This is a genomic window from Bartonella rhinolophi, assembly GCF_036576165.1.
Taxonomy (GTDB): domain Bacteria; phylum Pseudomonadota; class Alphaproteobacteria; order Rhizobiales; family Rhizobiaceae; genus Bartonella.
This window is the reverse complement of record NZ_JBAFWY010000007.1, coordinates 19,015-36,447: the sequence shown is the minus strand read 5'-3', so window position 1 is coordinate 36,447 and position 17,433 is coordinate 19,015. Positions and strand designations below refer to the sequence as shown.

The following is a 17,433-nucleotide window of genomic DNA, read 5'->3' as shown; positions in this document are numbered from 1 at the left end:
CAAGTAAAACATTACTAAAATAATTAATTTTATAGTTTAAGTTATTTTTATAAATATCTGTTATTTTAAGTAATTTTTTTATAAATAGGCAAAGTTTAAAACAATATTATAAAAGCTTTTTTCGTTTTTTATTCACGCCACCAAGCTGGAAGGCGATATCCATAGAGTGGTGTATAAGTAGGATGTTTAATATATGACCAACGAGCTATCCATTGTTCAGGCAAATGATAAAGCGGTATATAATAGCTTCCAGAAATAAGAACTCTATCTAGTGCGCGAACCGCTGCAATGAAGTCAACATCCGTACGCGCGTCAAGTATCGCTGTTATCATCGCATCTATGGCAGGGTCAGCTGCTCCAGAAAAATTAAAACTTCCCTTCAAATTTCGAGATGCTGAACTCCAGCGATTTATTTGTTCATTTCCTGGTGATAAAGAATTTCTTAATTTTCCTATGATCATATCATAATCAAACATTCCTAAACGATTTTGATATTGGCTATCATCAACGGTTCTTATCTCAGCATAAATACCAAGACGTGACAAAGTGCTCTGAAACGCAAGTGCAACTTTTTCTTCTTCAAGTGATTGAGTCATAATTTCAAATTGAAAAGGTAAACCATTTGGGAAAACAGCTTTATTATTTTTTTTGACAATTCCTGCTTCTTGCAATAACTTCCAAGCTTTTTGAGCAGTTGACCGATCCATCCCTGATCCATCAGTTTTGGAAATACGCCAACTTCCGTCCATAACCTCAGGAAGAACTGCATCAGGATAAGGTGCTAAAAGTATTTTTTCTTCTTCACTTGCCGGTCTCCCAATAGATGAAAGGATAGATCCATCCCAATAACCTTCTGTTCTAGTGTAGATATTATTGAAGAGATAATGATTGGCCCATTCAAAATCGAAAAGTATTGATAGTGCTTGTCTTATTCTTTTGTCTTTAAAAATAGCGCGGCGCGTATTAAAAACAAAGCCCATGAGATCAGCGGGTGTTCCCTTTGAAAAATTTTCTTTGATGATCCGCCCTTCACGAACAGCTGGAAAATTATAGGAGTGTTGCCAACGACTTGGATTTGTTTCAATAAAGATATCAATTATACCTTTTTTAAATGCTTCAAAGCGTGCTGTATCATTACGAAAATATTCGATTTGGATGGTATCAAAATTATTTAATCCTTTATTGACAGGAAGATTTTGACCCCAATAATTAGGATTGCGTTTATAAATAATCCGTTCACCTGGATCAACACGCTCAATAATATAAGGGCCGCTTCCTAGGATTTTATTTAGATTGTTTTTTTCAAAATCATCAACATTAATAGCGTGTTTCGGCAATATTGGCATTACACTTGCTAAGAGAAGGGGAAATTCACGATCTTTTGAATTTGGGAAACGCATTTTAATGCCATAATCTCCGATTTTTTCGATAGATTCTATGCGTTTCATGTAACGACTAAATGGAACTCTCCCTTTATCTTTAAGGAGTTTTATTGTAAATAAAACATCTTCAACTGTAATGTGCCTTCCATCTGAAAAACGTGCTTTGGGATTAATAAAAAAGGTAATTTCAGTGCGCTCATCGTTTAATTCTACTTTTTCTGCTAAAAGGTTATAAAGTGTAAAGGCTTCATCACGAGAGCGTACCATCATTGTTTCATAAACAAGTCCAGAAAATTGTTCATCAGCAAAAAGTCCTCTTGCAGTTGTTCGAAAGCTGCGGATTACAAATGGATTTAATCCATCAAATGTCCCAACAACACCATAAGTCACTTTACCTGTTCGATTTGCATTAGGAAACGCATAAGGAAAGTAATCAAAATTATTCGATAATTTTGGAGAGCCGTGCATTGCAAGACCAGTTGCTAGAGCTCCATGGCTTAAAAGAAGAGTTACAACTATAAAGAAAAGTCTAAAATAATGAGCACTGTAGAATAACATAGACATTTACTCTAATTATATTGCAATATTGCTTTGTTTATGCAATCTTAATTTACTTCATTGTACTTAGATAATTTATGAATGAATTTCATAAAAGGCCAATGCAATAAAGAGGGGAATTCTACACATGAATGTATAAGAGTTCAATTGGCTATTTGTAATTTTTTCTAAAATTTAATTTTTCTCTTTGTATTGAAATAAGTGATGTCATTTCATGGGTTTCATTTAGTACGATTGGTTGAAATTATATTTAATACTCCTAATGTTGGAGTTATTATAAAAGCACGTTGAAAGGATTAATTTAATTATGTCGCATAAAAGTGTTTATTCTGCCGTTTCAGTATTAGCTGGAGCCGTCGCTCTTTTTTTTATAGTACATATTTCTGCAAATGCGCAGACTTTGTCTCAAGGTTGGTACAAAGTTTGCAGTAAACAGCATGATGTTGATATTTGTAATACAATGAATACTATTGTATCAAGTACTGGACAACCTTTGACGGCTTTTAATTTAGTTGAAATAAAAGGAAAACAAAATGAAAAGCGTATAGGTATTCAAGTGCCTACAGGTCGCTTTTTGCCAGAAGGTGTTCACATTCAAATTGGAAATGACTTTTCTAAAAAAATTCCTTATATTATCTGTAATGGACCAAGTTGTATTGCCAATGATGTTTTAGATGATAAACTCATTACTGCTATGAAAAGTGGGGCAAAAATGGTTGTAACTACAATGAATGCCCGAGGTTCAGCAAATCCTATTGAATTTTCTCTTGATGGCTTCACAGCTGCATACACCGGTCCTGGTATGGAGGAAAAAGATTTTCAACAAGAACAAATAAAACTACAGCAAGCTATTCAATCAAAGCAAAAAGAGATTGAAGATCGTATGCAAGCTGAGCAAGAAAAAGCTAAACAAAATTAATCAGAACACAAACAAGGGGAAGTTTTTTAAAATCTTTTCTATGTTCGTTTATTTAAATTGCCACAAAAGAGATTTTGTGGCAATTTTTTTAGCAATTAATTTTTAGAAAAGGTTCTGCGTCTCCACCAACCAACACGCTCAGTCTTTGGAGTATCATCTGGTGTTGATGATATAATAATAGGTTGATTAATTGCTTCTTCAATTTTGCTAGGAGCATTTTTTTCAATTTGCTCCATTCCAGACTTTTTCTCTGATATTTCTGTTATTTGCGCCAGCTCCTCTTTAGGAAGGTTTTTTTTACGTGTTCTGCGTGTTGATTTTTTTGTATTTGCTGCAGGAGCTTTTTCTGCCGTATTATGAGCGAGCTCATCCACTTTTTTTGTTTTAGTTTTGTGTATTGAGCTGTCTGTAGATTTTTCTTCAAGAAGTGCTGATGCTGTTTCACTCTGATTATTTTCAAGATTCTTTTTATTTTGCACTATTTTTGAAGATCGCGTTTTACGTTTTTTTAGCTTACCAACTGTATCAGCTTTTACAATTTCATCCTGTTGTGTATTTGAAGATTGAGTATCGTTCTTTTCTTCTTGAAATTCAACGGACTTAGCAGTTGGAATACGGTGTTTGCTGTTTTCCACTTTTATTTCTTCTACAGCCTGCTTGGAAAAATCCCCTACTGGTTCTGAATAGGGAACATGAGGTTGATAAGAGTTATTATCTTGATTACGACGGCTACCAGAACGTCCCCGACGACGTCCCCGACGATGAGAGTCTTCATCATTTGGAACATTGTCTTTGTCTTTTTTATGAGTATTGGAGAGAGAATTTTCATTAACCTCATCTTGACGTTTTTTACGCCAACGCCGTTGGTTTGTTTCAACGGATGTTTTCTCTTCAATAGATTCATTTTCTACTAAAACTACATCTTCAGTTTCTTCTTGAGTATCATTCTCAAGAAACAATGGAGTTTGGGCAACGACCTCTGCTATTGTCCCCTTAGAAATAATAAGATGTTGCGTTCCAATACTATCATCTGCTTCAATACTAATATTAAGCTTAAAGCGTGCTTCTAAATTAACAAGAATACTGCGCTTGTGGTTTAAAACATAAAGTGCTGTTGCTACAGGTGTACGCACAATAATATTATGTTGGGGATTATGAAGCAGATATTCTTCAATTGAGCGCATAACGTGCAAAGCAATTGATGATTCAGAGCGTACATGTCCTGTTCCAGCACAATGTAAGCAAGGTTGCATCGTGCTTTCTAAAACTGACACACGAATACGCTGACGACTCATTTCTAAAAGACCAAAGTGTGAAATGTGACCAACTTGAATACGGGCGCGATCGCTTTTAAGGCAATCTTTCAATTTTTTTTCGACCATCCTAACATTGCGATCTTCAAGCATATCAATGAAATCAATCACTATCAAACCAGCTAAATCGCGCAGACGTAATTGACGAGCTACCTCTTCTGCAGCTTCAAGATTGGTTTGTAATGCTGTTTTTTCAACAGAATGCTCTTTGGTAGAGCGGCCTGAATTTACATCAATAGCAACAAGTGCTTCCGTTTGATTAATAACAAGATATCCTCCAGATTTTAAAGAAACTTGTGGAGACAACATTTTATCAAGCTGAGTTTCAACATTATTACGCGTAAAAATAGGAATAGGATCACGATACGGTTGAACAACCTTTGCATGACTTGGCATAAGCATGCGCATAAAGTCTTTTGCCTCACGATATCCTTGATCGCCAGAAACAAGAATCTCATTAATATTCTTATTGTAAAGGTCACGTATAGAGCGCTTTATGAGATTACTTTCTTCATGGACAAGACATGGTGCAGTTGATTTAAGTGTCAAAGCGCGAATATTGTCCCATAATCGCGTAAGATATTCATAATCGCGTTTAATCTCAGCTTTTGTTCTATTTGCACCAGCAGTTCGCAGTATAACGCCCATGCCCTTTGGAACCGCTAATTTTTTTACAATTTCTTTAAGACGTTTGCGATCTTGTATGTTAGTGATTTTTCGTGAAATACCACCACCCCGCGCTGTATTGGGCATTAAAACAGAGTAACGACCTGCTAAAGATAGATAAGTTGTGAGCGCCGCACCCTTATTGCCACGCTCTTCTTTGATGACTTGCACTAATAAAATCTGACGCCGTTTAATAACTTCTTGAATTTTATACTGGCGTTCTTGCTTACGCTGGTAGGTGGGGAGCTCTTCACGTGCATCTTCCGCACCAACCATTTCTATATCATCATTAGAAGCATCTGTATCAAATGTTTCTTCTGTATCATCGTTTGTAACTGCTTCAGATATAATATCATCTTCAGCATCTATTGCCACAATTTTGTCATTTTTATCTTTTTTTGTTTTTTTATGGCGTTTTTTATTTGTATTTGTTTCTTCAGTGAGGATATCTACATGATTTTCTCCGATAGCTTCTTCTTCTTCAAGAAGAGCGAGCCGATCAGCAATAGGAATTTGATAATAATCGGGATGAATTTCCGAAAATGTCAAAAAACCATGACGGTTTCCGCCATATTCTACAAAAGCTGCTTGAAGTGATGGTTCTACACGTGTAACACGTGCTAAATAAATATTTCCCTTGAGCTGCTTTTTATGTTCTGATTCAAAATCAAGTTCTTCAATTTTGTTGCCGTGAACAACAACAACACGTGTTTCCTCTGGGTGAGAGGCATCGATAAGCATTTTGTTTGACATAAGTTAAAATCCTGAAGGCGACATGCGCAACTTCGTTCAAACGAACAGTACAATTGTTTAAAAACGTAAAGGGCTGTCTACCATAAAATGGAGGCGCTGGCATAACAGTATGAGTTACTACACGCAAATGCATCTCTGCATTTATAGTATCTATAATCATTACCCTTACCTGTTTTGTATGACTCATACTTTATAAGTCTCCAGCAAAAAAAATCTTGATAATAGTTCGGATATCCGAATCAGTAAATCTTCAATAACGTCATCCTAGTTTTGGGACATGAAGACTTTTCATCCATAAAAGCCTCAATGCATAATGTGTGACAAACCTTCTAAAGACAACTTAATATGAGCTATAGATAATTCAAGTCAAGACTAGATGGTTGTTATCAACTAGGAAGCGTAAATGCTCTTTTATGTTGGTATCATAGTTTTGGCAAGTAACAATATAAAAGTATGCCATTATAATCTCTGTATTATCTCAATTTAGTTTTTACTATTTATGATTAAAAAATTCAGCATATATTGAAAAATATAATGCAGATCCGATGTATCGCTTATATATGATGTATAGGATGAAATTAATTTTTCTGTAAAATGCTTTAGAATAAAGAGTATTTCATTTATGTTTTCTTCCCAAAAGCCAAAAGCAGCCTATTGGAATATTATTGCACGCTTCACTTACTGTTTATTGTTTTTTTTGATATTGCAAACATACACTCAAGCAGAAGCTCTTAAACTTGTCAGCTTGCGCACCATTGGTGATAATACATATACACGTATTATTGCGGTTTTTAATGCTAAACCAAATATTCGATTACAAATTTTGGACAGACCAGCACGTTTGGTTATCAATTTACCTACAGTCGATTTTCCAACGCAAAACACATCTTCAAATAAAAAAAATATATTATCAGCTATGTTATCAGGTGTGCGTTATACCTTTTTTGATGCACAAACTTCGCGTATTATTTTAACGAGCAAAATTGCTTTTTCTGTTGAAAAAAGTACAATACAAAAATTAGATAATGGCTTATGGCAACTACTGATTGATATTACTAAAAGCACACAAGAAAAATTTAATATAGCACTAAAAAATCAGCAAAAAGCTAATTCTTATACAAAAACACAATTAGATTCAATACGAAATTTTCGTGTTGTGCTTGATCCTGGTCATGGCGGAATTGACGGCGGTGCGCAAGGTGTTACTGGCATTTTAGAAAAAAATGTAACTCTCGCTTTTGCACGTGCATTGCGAGATGAATTAAAGAAAGATTCCCATATCATTGTTAACTTAACGCGCGATTCTGATATTTTCCTAAGGTTAAGTGAAAGAGTTAAAAAAGCACAAGAGTTTAACGCTGATCTTTTTATATCTATTCATGCAGATACGATTGATATACATTCTCTTCGCGGAGCTACTGTGTATACCATATCGGATAAAGCTTCTGATGTAATTGCAAAATCTTTGGCTGAACGTGAAAACAAAGTTGATCTCCTTGATGGATTACCTGCAGAAGAATCTCTCGAAGTTACAGATATTTTGATTGATCTTACTCAACGTGAAACACATACATTTTCGGTTAATTTTGCTCATCATGTGGTTTCAGATTTATCAAAGAGTAACATTAATCTCATAAATAATCCTCATCGATATGCTAACTTTCAAGTTTTGAAAGCTCCAGATATACCTTCTGTCTTGATAGAGATAGGTTATTTATCTAATAAACAAGATGAAAAATTATTAAACAATTTTCAATGGAGAAAAAAAATGGCTGCTTCTATTGCGCACTCTATTCGCCAGTTTGCCGAGCTCAAACAGAAAATTATGCAGCCTTTTTGAATTTGCAAAAAAATAGAGTGCTCATACTCATTTTTAGTATAAAATAGTAAAAGATGGAAAACAGTCTTAATCTTTTATCTCGATTTAATGACAACAATACCTTATTTTGATGAAGTAACATACTTTTTTGTTAATTTTGAAGAAAGCGATAGCCATTTCTATGATAATTTTTAGATATCTTCTTAAGTTTGTTGTTGCGATTGGACTTTTAGGAGCAACGATATTACTAATAATAACAGGGAGCCAGGCAAGTAAGCTTCCTGATTATGAAGTTCTTTCCTTGTATGAACCTTCTGTTATGACGCGTGTTCATGCTTCTGATGGAAGCTTAATGGCAGAATTTGCAACAAAATATCGCCTCTATCTACCAATTCAATCAATACCAAAGCTTCTTAAAGATGCTTTTATTTCTGCCGAAGATAAAAACTTTTATCATCATTTTGGTTTAGATCCTGAAGGGCTTTTAAGAGCTCTGGTCAATAATATTCGGAATATTGGCTCTGGTAAACGTCCAGAAGGGGCATCAACCATTACACAGCAGGTCGCTAAAAACTTTCTTTTAAGTTCAGATGCAACGCTGGAGCGCAAATTAAAGGAAGCTATCCTAGCAATGCGCATTGAGAAAACTTATTCAAAGGACCATATTCTTGAACTTTATCTCAATGAAATTTATCTTGGTCGTGGCACATACGGTATCGCAGCTGCTTCTTTGATTTATTTCCATAAATCCGTCAATGAGCTTACTTTAGAGCAGTGTGCCTATTTAGCTGCTCTTCCAAAAGGACCAGCAAATTATGATCCATTTAAAAATACACGACGTGCTATTGATCGGCGCAATTGGGTTATAGATCGAATGGTTGCAAATGGGTATGTAACACTAGAACAAGGTGAAGAAGCCAAAGCAAAACCTTTGGGTGTTGCCATACACAATAATGATAATGATATTTTTACTGCTGACTATTTTATTGAAGAAGTACGTCGCCATTTAATGCATCGTTATGGAGCTAAAACACTTTATGAGGGGGGGTTGTCAGTTCGTACAACACTTGATCCGCATTTACAGCTTATCGCTCGGCGCGCTTTACAAAATGGTTTAATTAAATTTGATCATTCACAAGGGTGGCGTGGGCCTTATGAACATATTGATAAAAATAATGATTGGGGTGTAAAACTTGCAAATATTGCTAAATTAAATGACGTGCCTGAATGGCATTTAGCAGTTGTCCTTTCTGCTAACGCCAATAAAATAAAGATTGGTTTGCAGCCACAGCGCGAAGCTTCAGGCTTAATATCAAAAAAATGGGACACTGCTATTTTGTCTGAAGCTGACTCAAAATGGGCATTACATACTATCAATAAAAATGGCTATCGAAAAACTGTTCGAGACTTATCTCATGTCTTGCAAGTCGGAGATGTTATTTTCGTTGAAAAAATATCAAGCGCAAGTAATCTTTATCGTTTACAGCAAATTCCAAAAGTTGAGGGAGCGATTGTTGCTATGGAGCCACATACGGGACGTGTTCTTGCTATGGTAGGAGGATTTTCTTTTTCTGCTTCTGAATTTAATCGCGCAACACAAGCTTATCGTCAACCTGGCTCTGCTTTCAAACCTTTTGTATATGCAGCAGCACTTGATAATGGGTATACACCAGCCTCTGTCATTTTAGATGGCCCTATTGAAGTTCGTCAAATAAATGGTGAAGTTTGGCAACCTAAAAATTATGGCGGTACATTTGCAGGACCTTCAACACTGCGTTATGGCATTGAATATTCTCGTAATCTCATGACTATACGACTTGCTTATGATATGGGCATGCCTCTTGTTGCTGAATATGCAGAACGTTTTGGTGTTGTAGATAAATTGTTGCCCTATCTTCCTATGGCTTTAGGGGCGAGTGAAACGACAGTTTTACGAATGGTTACAGCTTACTCAGTCATTGCCAATGGGGGACGTTCTATTAAACCTTCACTCATCGATCGAATTCAGGATCGCTACGGAAGAACTATTTATCGTCATGATGACCGTTTATGTGAAAATTGTAATGCTCAGTCATGGGATAATCAACATGAGCCCACATTGATCGATGAGCGAGATCAAGTTCTTGATCCTATGACAGCCTATCAGATTACATCAATGATGGAAGGAGTCGTTCAACGTGGTACAGCTGCACGTTTACACTATTTGAATCGACATATTGCTGCAAAAACAGGAACAACTAACAATTCTAAAGATGTATGGTTTATGGGATTTACCCCTGATATTGTCGTCGGTATTTTTATTGGCTATGATCAACCAGCGTCATTAGGATATAAAACAGGAAGTTCATTGGCAGCTCCTATTTTTGGTGAGTTTATGCAAGCTGCCCTAAAAGGTAAGCCAGATGTACCATTTAAAATGCCAAAAGGCATGATTTTAATGCCCATTAATCGTAAAACAGGCATGCGCGCTGAAGCAGGAGATCGCGATGTCATTATAGAAGCATTTAAACCAGGAACTGGACCTGCAGATATATATGAGGTAATTGATGGCAGTATTTCTTTTCAAGAAGGTGTCCCTTCAATAACCATTTCTCCACAAGTTAACAAAGCTCTTGAAAGTGGAACTGGTGGATTATACTAATAAACAAGCAGTTCTCTTTGACATCATAGGTCGATATAAATATATCTATCTATCTTCGTGACGTAATTGAAGGAATAAGTTTTATGCAGCTTATAGCACTTGATGCAGCGTTACCATGTTGGTATCAAGTATAAAGACTGTTAAACAATTAATATTAAAAGGTTAAGGTATCAGGTTATGCGTGCAGAGATAGAAACTTTGGTTGATGAAATCCAGCAAGCAATCAAGTTGCTAAGGGGGCATCTTTGACTGGGATCAATCACTGAAACGTCTTGAATACCTTAATCAAAAAGTAGAAGATCCAACGCTTTGGGATAATGCACAACAAGCACAAGATATGATGCGTGAGCGTCAGCATCTCGAAGATTCAATGAATGGTATTCGATTATTTACCAACACACTTGAAGAGTGTATCGAGTTAATAGCTATGGGAGAAGAAGAAAGTGATGCAGAAATCATTACTGATGCAGAAAACACAATACGCAACTTGAAGAGTGAGATAGATAAAAGGCAAATTGATGTTCTTTTATCAGGGGAAGCGGATTCAAATGATACTTATTTAGAAGTTCATGCTGGTGCAGGTGGTACAGAAAGTCAAGATTGGGCTGCTATGCTTTTACGTATGTATATGCGTTGGGCTGAACAACATAAAATGAAAGTTGAAATATTAGAAATTCATGATGGAGAAGAAGCGGGAATAAAGTCAGCAACTATTCTCGTAAAAGGGCATAACGCTTATGGTATGCTAAAAACAGAATCTGGAGTTCATCGCTTGGTACGTATTTCGCCGTATGATTCAAATGCGAAGCGCCATACCTCTTTTGCAAGTATTTGGGTTTATCCAGTTATTGATGATAATATTGAAGTTGATGTTTCAGAGTCAGATGTTCGTATTGATACATATCGTGCATCGGGAGCTGGAGGACAACATGTTAATACAACAGATTCTGCAGTGCGTATCACGCATATAAAAACAGGGATTGTTGTTCAATGTCAAACAGAGCGTTCTCAACATAAAAACCGAGCAACGGCATGGTCTATGTTGCGCGCTCGACTTTATGAAGAAGAGCTAAAAAAAAGGGAAGAAGAAACAAATGCTATTGAATCTTCTAAAACAGAAATCGGATGGGGGCACCAAATTAGATCTTATGTTCTTCAACCTTATCAGCTTGTCAAAGATTTGCGCACAGGCGTTGAAAACACTGACCCACAATCCGTACTTAATGGAAATTTAGACGCTTTCATAGAGGCAGCACTCGCTCGACGTATTCACGGAAAAAATCAAAAAATTGAAGATAGTGGTTGATAATAACAATATTGCTCAAATTTTGCAGATTTATTTTTCAAATTTTCGATTAATTTTATCTGGTTATCCGAAATTTACCAGTTGGCAAAACAAAGTCAACTGGAAGGGAACTTGTGTTATTTAGCATGACAATTTGCAATAAATAAGTTTATGAGCCATTACGTAAAAGTACAGCGGTAGTTAGAACATTTTCAGCGTGCCCAGATACACTAACTTTGCGCCATTCTTCTGCTATTTTTCCAGTTGTATCAATCAAAAAAGTGCTTCGTTCAACTCCCATATATTTACGTCCATACATACTTTTTTCGACCCAAACACCATATTTTTCAAGCATAGTTTTTTCTTCATCTGAAACAAGGATGACATCAAGCTCGTGTTTTATTTTAAACTTGTCATGTTTTTTAACATTATCTGGAGATACTCCAATAACAACAGCACCAATGTCATCAAATTTTTCTTTTAATCGTGTAAAATCAATTGCTTCACTTGTGCATCCACTGGTATCATCTTTCGGATAAAAATATAAAATAACCAGCTTTCCTTTAAGGTCAGAAAGACACAATTTTCCTCCACCATCACGTGGTAAATTAAAATCGGGAGCAGGAGTACCCTTCATAGATTTTGTCATTGTTTTTTCTTTCTTTTTTTAATTCAGTATGCGTCAGGATAGCTAAAAAAAATAACTATTCAACTATCTACAATATAATTATTTTGGAAAATTCTTATCTATTGTGTGGAGTTTATTACATATGATAATAATAATGTAAGATATAATCAAATTATTGCACATGTAGTGAGAATAAAAGATTTTAAAGTAAGATCAAGAAATTATAAATAGATTATAGTGGCTTAATCAGAACGTGCTTTTTTTTACCAAAGGACAACTTAATCGTTCCTACTGCATTGATGTCTTCTTCAATAATAAGGCGCGTTTCATCCTCAACAATTTGGTCATTGACACGTACACCTCCACCTTGAACATGTCGGCGTGCTTCACTGTTTGATTTAGCTAATCCTGCTTGCACTAAAAGAGCTAATAGTCCAGTTCCTGTTTTTAATTCTGTAGTACTAATTTCAAGAGTTGGAAGATTTTCTCCGAGTGTTTTTTCTTCAAAAGTTTTACGTGCAGTTTCTGCTGCTGCCTCCGCAAGATTTCGTCCATGCAACATTGCTGTAACTTCTGTTGCAAGAATTTTCTTCGCTTCGTTAATTTCAGTTCCTTGTAATGTGGAAAGCTTGAAAATTTCATCCATTGGCAATGTGGTATAAAGCTTTAAAAATCGCGTAACATCAGCATCTTCTGTATTTCGCCAATATTGCCAAAATTGGTAGGGTGAAAGCATATCTGCGTTAAGCCATACAGCACCACTCAGTGATTTACCCATTTTTGCACCAGAAGAAGTTGTAAGCAATGGTGATGTTAACGCATATAATTGTGGCGTCCCTAAGCGATGTCCTAATTCAATCCCATTGATAATATTTCCCCATTGATCAGAGCCACCCATTTGCATGCGTAAGCCATAACGCTTATAAAGCTCAACAAAATCATAAGCCTGTAGAATCATATAATTAAATTCAAGGAACGATAAAGAATGTTCGCGTTCAAGTCTGAGTTTAACAGAATCAAATGACAACATACGGTTGACGGAAAAATGTTTTCCTATATCACGCAAAAACTCTAGGTAGTTTAAATGACACAACCACTCAGCATTATTAACGATACGTGCATCGGTTTCTTTATCACCAAACGTCAAATAATTGGCAAATACCTTTTTAATACCAGCAATATTTTCAGTAATATCATCTTGTGTCAAAAGACGGCGAGCTTCATCTTTAAAAGAAGGATCACCTATCATACCTGTTCCCCCACCCATTAAAGCGATGGGGCGATGTCCGGTTTTTTGTAACCAATAAAGCATCATAATTTGAAGAAGGCTTCCAGCATGCAGACTTGATGCCGTAGGGTCAAAACCAATATAAGCAGTTACAACTTCTTTTGAAAAAAGAGCATCTAAGCCTTTTTCATCCGAGACTTGGTGGATAAAACCACGTTCACTCATAATATGTAAAAAGTCAGATTTAAAGGTAAACACGGATTTTACTTCCTAACCAATATTGCCATTATTTTATATAGTGAATTGTTAATACGCTGTCTCTACCATAGATATTGTAAGGCTCACAAGAGAATGAAGAATGTTAGCAATAAAAAGCAACATAGATTAAATTTATATTTTTAAAAAATAGTGATCACTGATATGAAAAGGCATCTTTTTACTCTTATAGGCAAGACAATTACAAAAATTGGAAAAATAGTGTTAAAAGAACAAATGTCCTTCCTCTTACAAGGAATAACCTTGATTCAATTTTTATAAATTTCCAATATTTTTAAGTAAGTAGAGTTAATTCACGCGGAGGAGCTAAAAGTTCACCTGCAATATGATTATCTAAGTATTGTGCACATCGTTCAATAAGCTCTTCATTGCGTTCGCTAAAAAAGTGATTCGCACCCTCCAGTATTTCTTGTGTAATGATAATACCTTTTTGCGTTTTTAACTTATCTACAAGAACTTGAACATCTTTGGGAGGAGCAACCTTATCGATATCTCCGTGAATTATAAGCCCAGAAGAGGGACAGGGGGCAAGAAAGGAAAAATCATAAATATTAGGTTGAGGAGCAACGGATATAAAGCTTTCAATTTCTGGTCGGCGCATTAAAAGCTGCATACCAATCCAAGCACCAAATGAATATCCTGCTACCCAGCAATTTTTAGAATCAGGGTGTTGTGTTTGTACCCAATCGAGTGCAGCAGCGGCATCTGAGAGTTCTCCTGTTCCATGATCGAATTCACCTTGACTGCGACCGATACCACGAAAATTAAAACGCAATGTAGTAAAACCACGCTGTTGGAACATGTAGAAGAGATCATAGACAATTTTGTTATTCATTGTGCCGCCAAATCGGGGATGAGGATGCAAAATAATCGCAATTGGTGCATTTTTTTGTTGTGATGGTTGATAACGCCCTTCAAGCCGACCTGCAGGACCGTTAAAAATAATTTCTGGCATTAAATGCTCCTTAAATGCTATCATTAACTTTGGTACATTTTTACTATAGTAATCTACTTTACACGATCATTTTGTTTTAATGAACCGTTAGATATTCTGTTTTTAGTGCATTTTTCAAGAAAATTGCGCTATTTTTTTTAATCAACTTATAAAATGAATGACTGAGATGTAAAATGGTTATAAAACGTCGATACTTTGACCATAATGCAACAACTCCGCTTACGAAAATAGCACGAACGGCGTTACTGGAATCTTTAGAAATATTTGGGAATCCATCATCTGTTCATGCAGAAGGGCGTGCTGCTAAAGCTTTATTGCAAAACGCTCGTCGAAAAATTGCTGATAAACTCAACACAAATCCAGATCATATTGTGTTCACATCTGGAGCAAGTGAAGCAGCAATGACCTTGTTAACACCTTTTTATAATATGGGAAGCTCTAAAGTGCGATTTTCTCACCTTTACATTGGAGCTACTGAACATCCATCTATTGCAGAAGGGGGGCGTTTTTCTAAAGAATTAATCCGCATAGTTGCTGTTGATGAACATGGTTTAATTCAACAAGATAACTTAACATCTCTTTTAACTGTTCATGATAACAGCAAAGGTTTACCTCTCGTTGCTATTCAAGCCGCAAATGGTGAAACTGGTGTTATTCAAAAAATAAAAGAAATAGCTGCCATTGTTCAGAGTGTTGGAGGGGTTCTCATCGTTGACTTAACACAATATGTAGATAAAAATTTTATTGACATCGCCCAAATGGGTGGAGATTTTTTTATACTATCTGCCCATAAAATTGGTGGACCAAAAGGAATTGGTGCTTTTGTTTCATGTGGCAACCTTTTAATGCCTTGTCCTCTTATTGTTGGGGGAGGGCAAGAAAAAGGGTTGCGGGGAGGAACAGAGGCTTTACCGCTTATTGCTGCTTTTGGAGCTGCAATAAGTAACTGCTTTACTCCAGAAGAGATAAAACAGCTAATTGATTTACGCAATAAATTAGAAAATGGATTACAAAAAATTAGTGATGATGTTAAAATTTTTGGCAAAAAAGTGCAGCGTTTGCCAAATACAACTTATTTTTCTGTACAAAATATGAAAGCTGAAACCATGCAAATTGGATTTGATTTGGCAGGATTTTCTGTATCAGCAGGTTCTGCTTGCTCTTCAGGAAAAGTAAAACAAAGCAGAGTCTTGGAAGCAATGGGATACCATGTTCCAAACGGCGCGATCCGCGTTTCAATAGGACGTGACACAACTCTCGAAGATATTGATGATTTTTTATTAGCTTTTTCTCAAATTATAAATAAGAGTAAAAAATAAAATTTATAGAGTTCATTATTTAAAAATTTAAGGCTGTTTTAAAAATAAAATAAGCTTGATTGAAATCTTCCTACTTTACATATAGTCTAAAGAGTGGACTTTTTACTCTAAGCTTATAAAAAAGCAAGACTTTAAATCACCGGTTCTTGATGCCGAGAAAAATGGAGAAAATTGATGCCGGCAGTGCAGGAAACAATACGCCAAGTACGTGAGATAGACGTTGATCAATATAAATATGGTTTTGAAACCAATATTGAAACTGATAAAGCTCCCAAAGGATTAAGTGAAGATATTATTCGCTTCATTTCCGCGAAAAAACATGAGCCTGAATGGATGTTGACATGGCGTTTGCAAGCTTTTCGCCGTTGGCTTACAATGGAAGAGCCTCATTGGGCACGCATTAGATATCCTAAAATTAACTTTCAGGAACTTTATTATTACGCTGCTCCTAAAAACCATACAGGTCCAAAATCTTTGAGTGAAGTTGACCCTGAATTATTAGCGACTTATGAAAAACTTGGTATTCCTCTCAAAGAGCAGGAAATTTTAGCAGGAGTAAGAAAACAAACGGATCCTTCTAGTTTTGATGATAACGTACATGCTTCAGGAAAAGTAGCTGTTGATGCAGTTTTTGATTCTGTTTCTGTCGTTACAACATTTAAAGAAGAATTAGCGCGTGCTGGTGTCATTTTTTGTTCTATTTCAGAAGCAATTATTCAACATCCAACCCTTATTAAGGAATATTTAGGGGCGGTTGTTCCAGTTGGTGATAATTATTATGCTGCTCTCAATGCAGCTGTTTTTACAGATGGTTCATTTGTTTATATTCCTAAAGGGGTTCGTTGCCCCATGGAACTTTCGACTTATTTTAGAATTAACGAACGTAATACAGGCCAATTTGAACGAACACTCATTATTGCAGATGAAGATTCTTATGTTTCTTACCTTGAAGGTTGTACTGCACCTCAGCGCGATGAAAACCAGCTTCATGCTGCTGTTGTTGAACTTGTTGCACTGAAAAATGCGGAAATTAAATATTCAACAGTACAAAATTGGTACCCTGGTGACAAAGAAGGGAAGGGTGGTATTTATAATTTTGTGACTAAACGAGGAGATTGTCGAGGCGATAATTCTAAAATTTCATGGACACAGGTCGAAACAGGTTCTGCCATTACTTGGAAATACCCATCTTGCTTGCTACGTGGTGATAATTCACGTGGAGAGTTTTACTCTATTGCCGTTGCAAATGGTCATCAGCAGATTGATTCTGGTACAAAAATGATCCACTTAGGAAAAAATACGTCAAGCCGTATTATTTCCAAAGGTATTTCTGCGGGTTTTTCAAATAATACTTATCGTGGACAAGTTTCAGCACATCGAAAAGCACAGAATGCACGAAATTTCACGCAATGCGACAGTTTGTTAATTGGCAATGATTGTGGCGCTCATACAGTTCCCTATATCGAGGCAAAAAATGCAACAGTTCAGTTTGAACATGAAGCAACAACATCAAAAATATCTGATGATCAGCTTTTTTATGTTATGCAGCGAGGAATTCCTGAGGAAGAAGCTATTGCATTAATAGTAAATGGTTTTGTAAAAGAGGTCATTCAAAAACTTCCCATGGAATTTGCTATTGAAGCACAAAAGCTTATCGGTATAAGTCTAGAAGGTAGCGTAGGCTAATTATC

The 17,433-nt window shown here is 35.9% G+C and carries 11 protein-coding genes; 6 read left to right on the top strand and 5 right to left on the bottom strand.

Annotated elements, in window-relative coordinates:
• Positions 1–128 precede the first annotated feature (128 nt).
• Positions 129–1,940, bottom strand: a complete 1,812-nt coding sequence (locus V5N67_RS05400; RefSeq protein ID WP_332060878.1) for an extracellular solute-binding protein — start codon at positions 1,938–1,940, stop codon at positions 129–131.
• A 307-nt stretch (positions 1,941–2,247) separates the two neighbouring features.
• Here V5N67_RS05400 and V5N67_RS05395 point away from each other — a divergent pair, with 307 nt between their 5' ends.
• Positions 2,248–2,859, top strand: a complete 612-nt coding sequence (locus tag V5N67_RS05395; RefSeq protein WP_332060877.1) for an invasion associated locus B family protein — start codon at positions 2,248–2,250, stop codon at positions 2,857–2,859.
• Between the two features lie 95 nt (positions 2,860–2,954).
• On the opposite strand, the gene V5N67_RS05390 is transcribed toward V5N67_RS05395, so the two are convergent.
• Complete coding sequence (locus tag V5N67_RS05390; RefSeq protein ID WP_332060876.1) at positions 2,955–5,591, bottom strand: Rne/Rng family ribonuclease; 2,637 nt, start codon at positions 5,589–5,591, stop codon at positions 2,955–2,957.
• 622 nt (positions 5,592–6,213) lie between these two features.
• On the opposite strand from V5N67_RS05390, the gene V5N67_RS05385 reads away from it, so the two are divergent.
• From V5N67_RS05385 to prfB, 3 genes are all read left to right on the top strand, one after another.
• Entirely contained in the window at positions 6,214–7,431 is a 1,218-nt protein-coding gene (locus tag V5N67_RS05385; RefSeq protein WP_332060875.1) for an N-acetylmuramoyl-L-alanine amidase, read from the top strand.
• 160 nt (positions 7,432–7,591) lie between these two features.
• Positions 7,592–10,051 (top strand): penicillin-binding protein 1A, encoded by a 2,460-nt coding sequence (locus V5N67_RS05380; protein WP_332060874.1) that lies wholly within the window; start codon positions 7,592–7,594, stop codon positions 10,049–10,051.
• A 177-nt stretch (positions 10,052–10,228) separates the two neighbouring features.
• Positions 10,229–11,357 (top strand): peptide chain release factor 2 gene (gene prfB / locus V5N67_RS05375; RefSeq protein ID WP_332060873.1). Its coding sequence is split into 2 segments (ribosomal slippage): positions 10,229–10,297 and positions 10,299–11,357, totalling 1,128 coding nucleotides; the frame shifts between segments, so codons are not numbered across the junction.
• A gap of 148 nt (positions 11,358–11,505) precedes the next feature.
• On the opposite strand, the gene V5N67_RS05370 is transcribed toward prfB, so the two are convergent.
• The 3 genes from V5N67_RS05370 to V5N67_RS05360 all read right to left on the bottom strand — a co-directional run bounded on the left by V5N67_RS05370 (position 11,506) and on the right by V5N67_RS05360 (position 14,423).
• On the bottom strand, positions 11,506–11,985 hold the full coding sequence (locus V5N67_RS05370; protein ID WP_332060872.1) for a peroxiredoxin: 480 nt from the start codon (positions 11,983–11,985) through the stop codon (positions 11,506–11,508).
• Between the two features lie 211 nt (positions 11,986–12,196).
• Entirely contained in the window at positions 12,197–13,450 is a 1,254-nt protein-coding gene (tyrS, locus tag V5N67_RS05365) for a tyrosine--tRNA ligase (RefSeq protein WP_332060871.1), read from the bottom strand.
• A 292-nt stretch (positions 13,451–13,742) separates the two neighbouring features.
• Positions 13,743–14,423 carry an alpha/beta hydrolase gene (locus V5N67_RS05360; RefSeq protein ID WP_332060870.1) on the bottom strand — a complete coding sequence of 227 codons (681 nt, stop codon included), beginning with the start codon at positions 14,421–14,423 and terminating at the stop codon, positions 13,743–13,745.
• A 173-nt stretch (positions 14,424–14,596) separates the two neighbouring features.
• Here V5N67_RS05360 and V5N67_RS05355 point away from each other — a divergent pair, with 173 nt between their 5' ends.
• Together V5N67_RS05355 and sufB are read left to right on the top strand one after the other, a co-directional pair.
• Positions 14,597–15,742: a cysteine desulfurase family protein gene (locus V5N67_RS05355; RefSeq protein ID WP_332060869.1), complete on the top strand. Its 1,146-nt coding sequence runs from the start codon at positions 14,597–14,599 to the stop codon at positions 15,740–15,742.
• A gap of 174 nt (positions 15,743–15,916) precedes the next feature.
• Positions 15,917–17,428 (top strand): Fe-S cluster assembly protein SufB, encoded by a 1,512-nt coding sequence (gene sufB / locus V5N67_RS05350; RefSeq protein WP_332060868.1) that lies wholly within the window; start codon positions 15,917–15,919, stop codon positions 17,426–17,428.
• Positions 17,429–17,433: the final 5 nt, after the last annotated feature.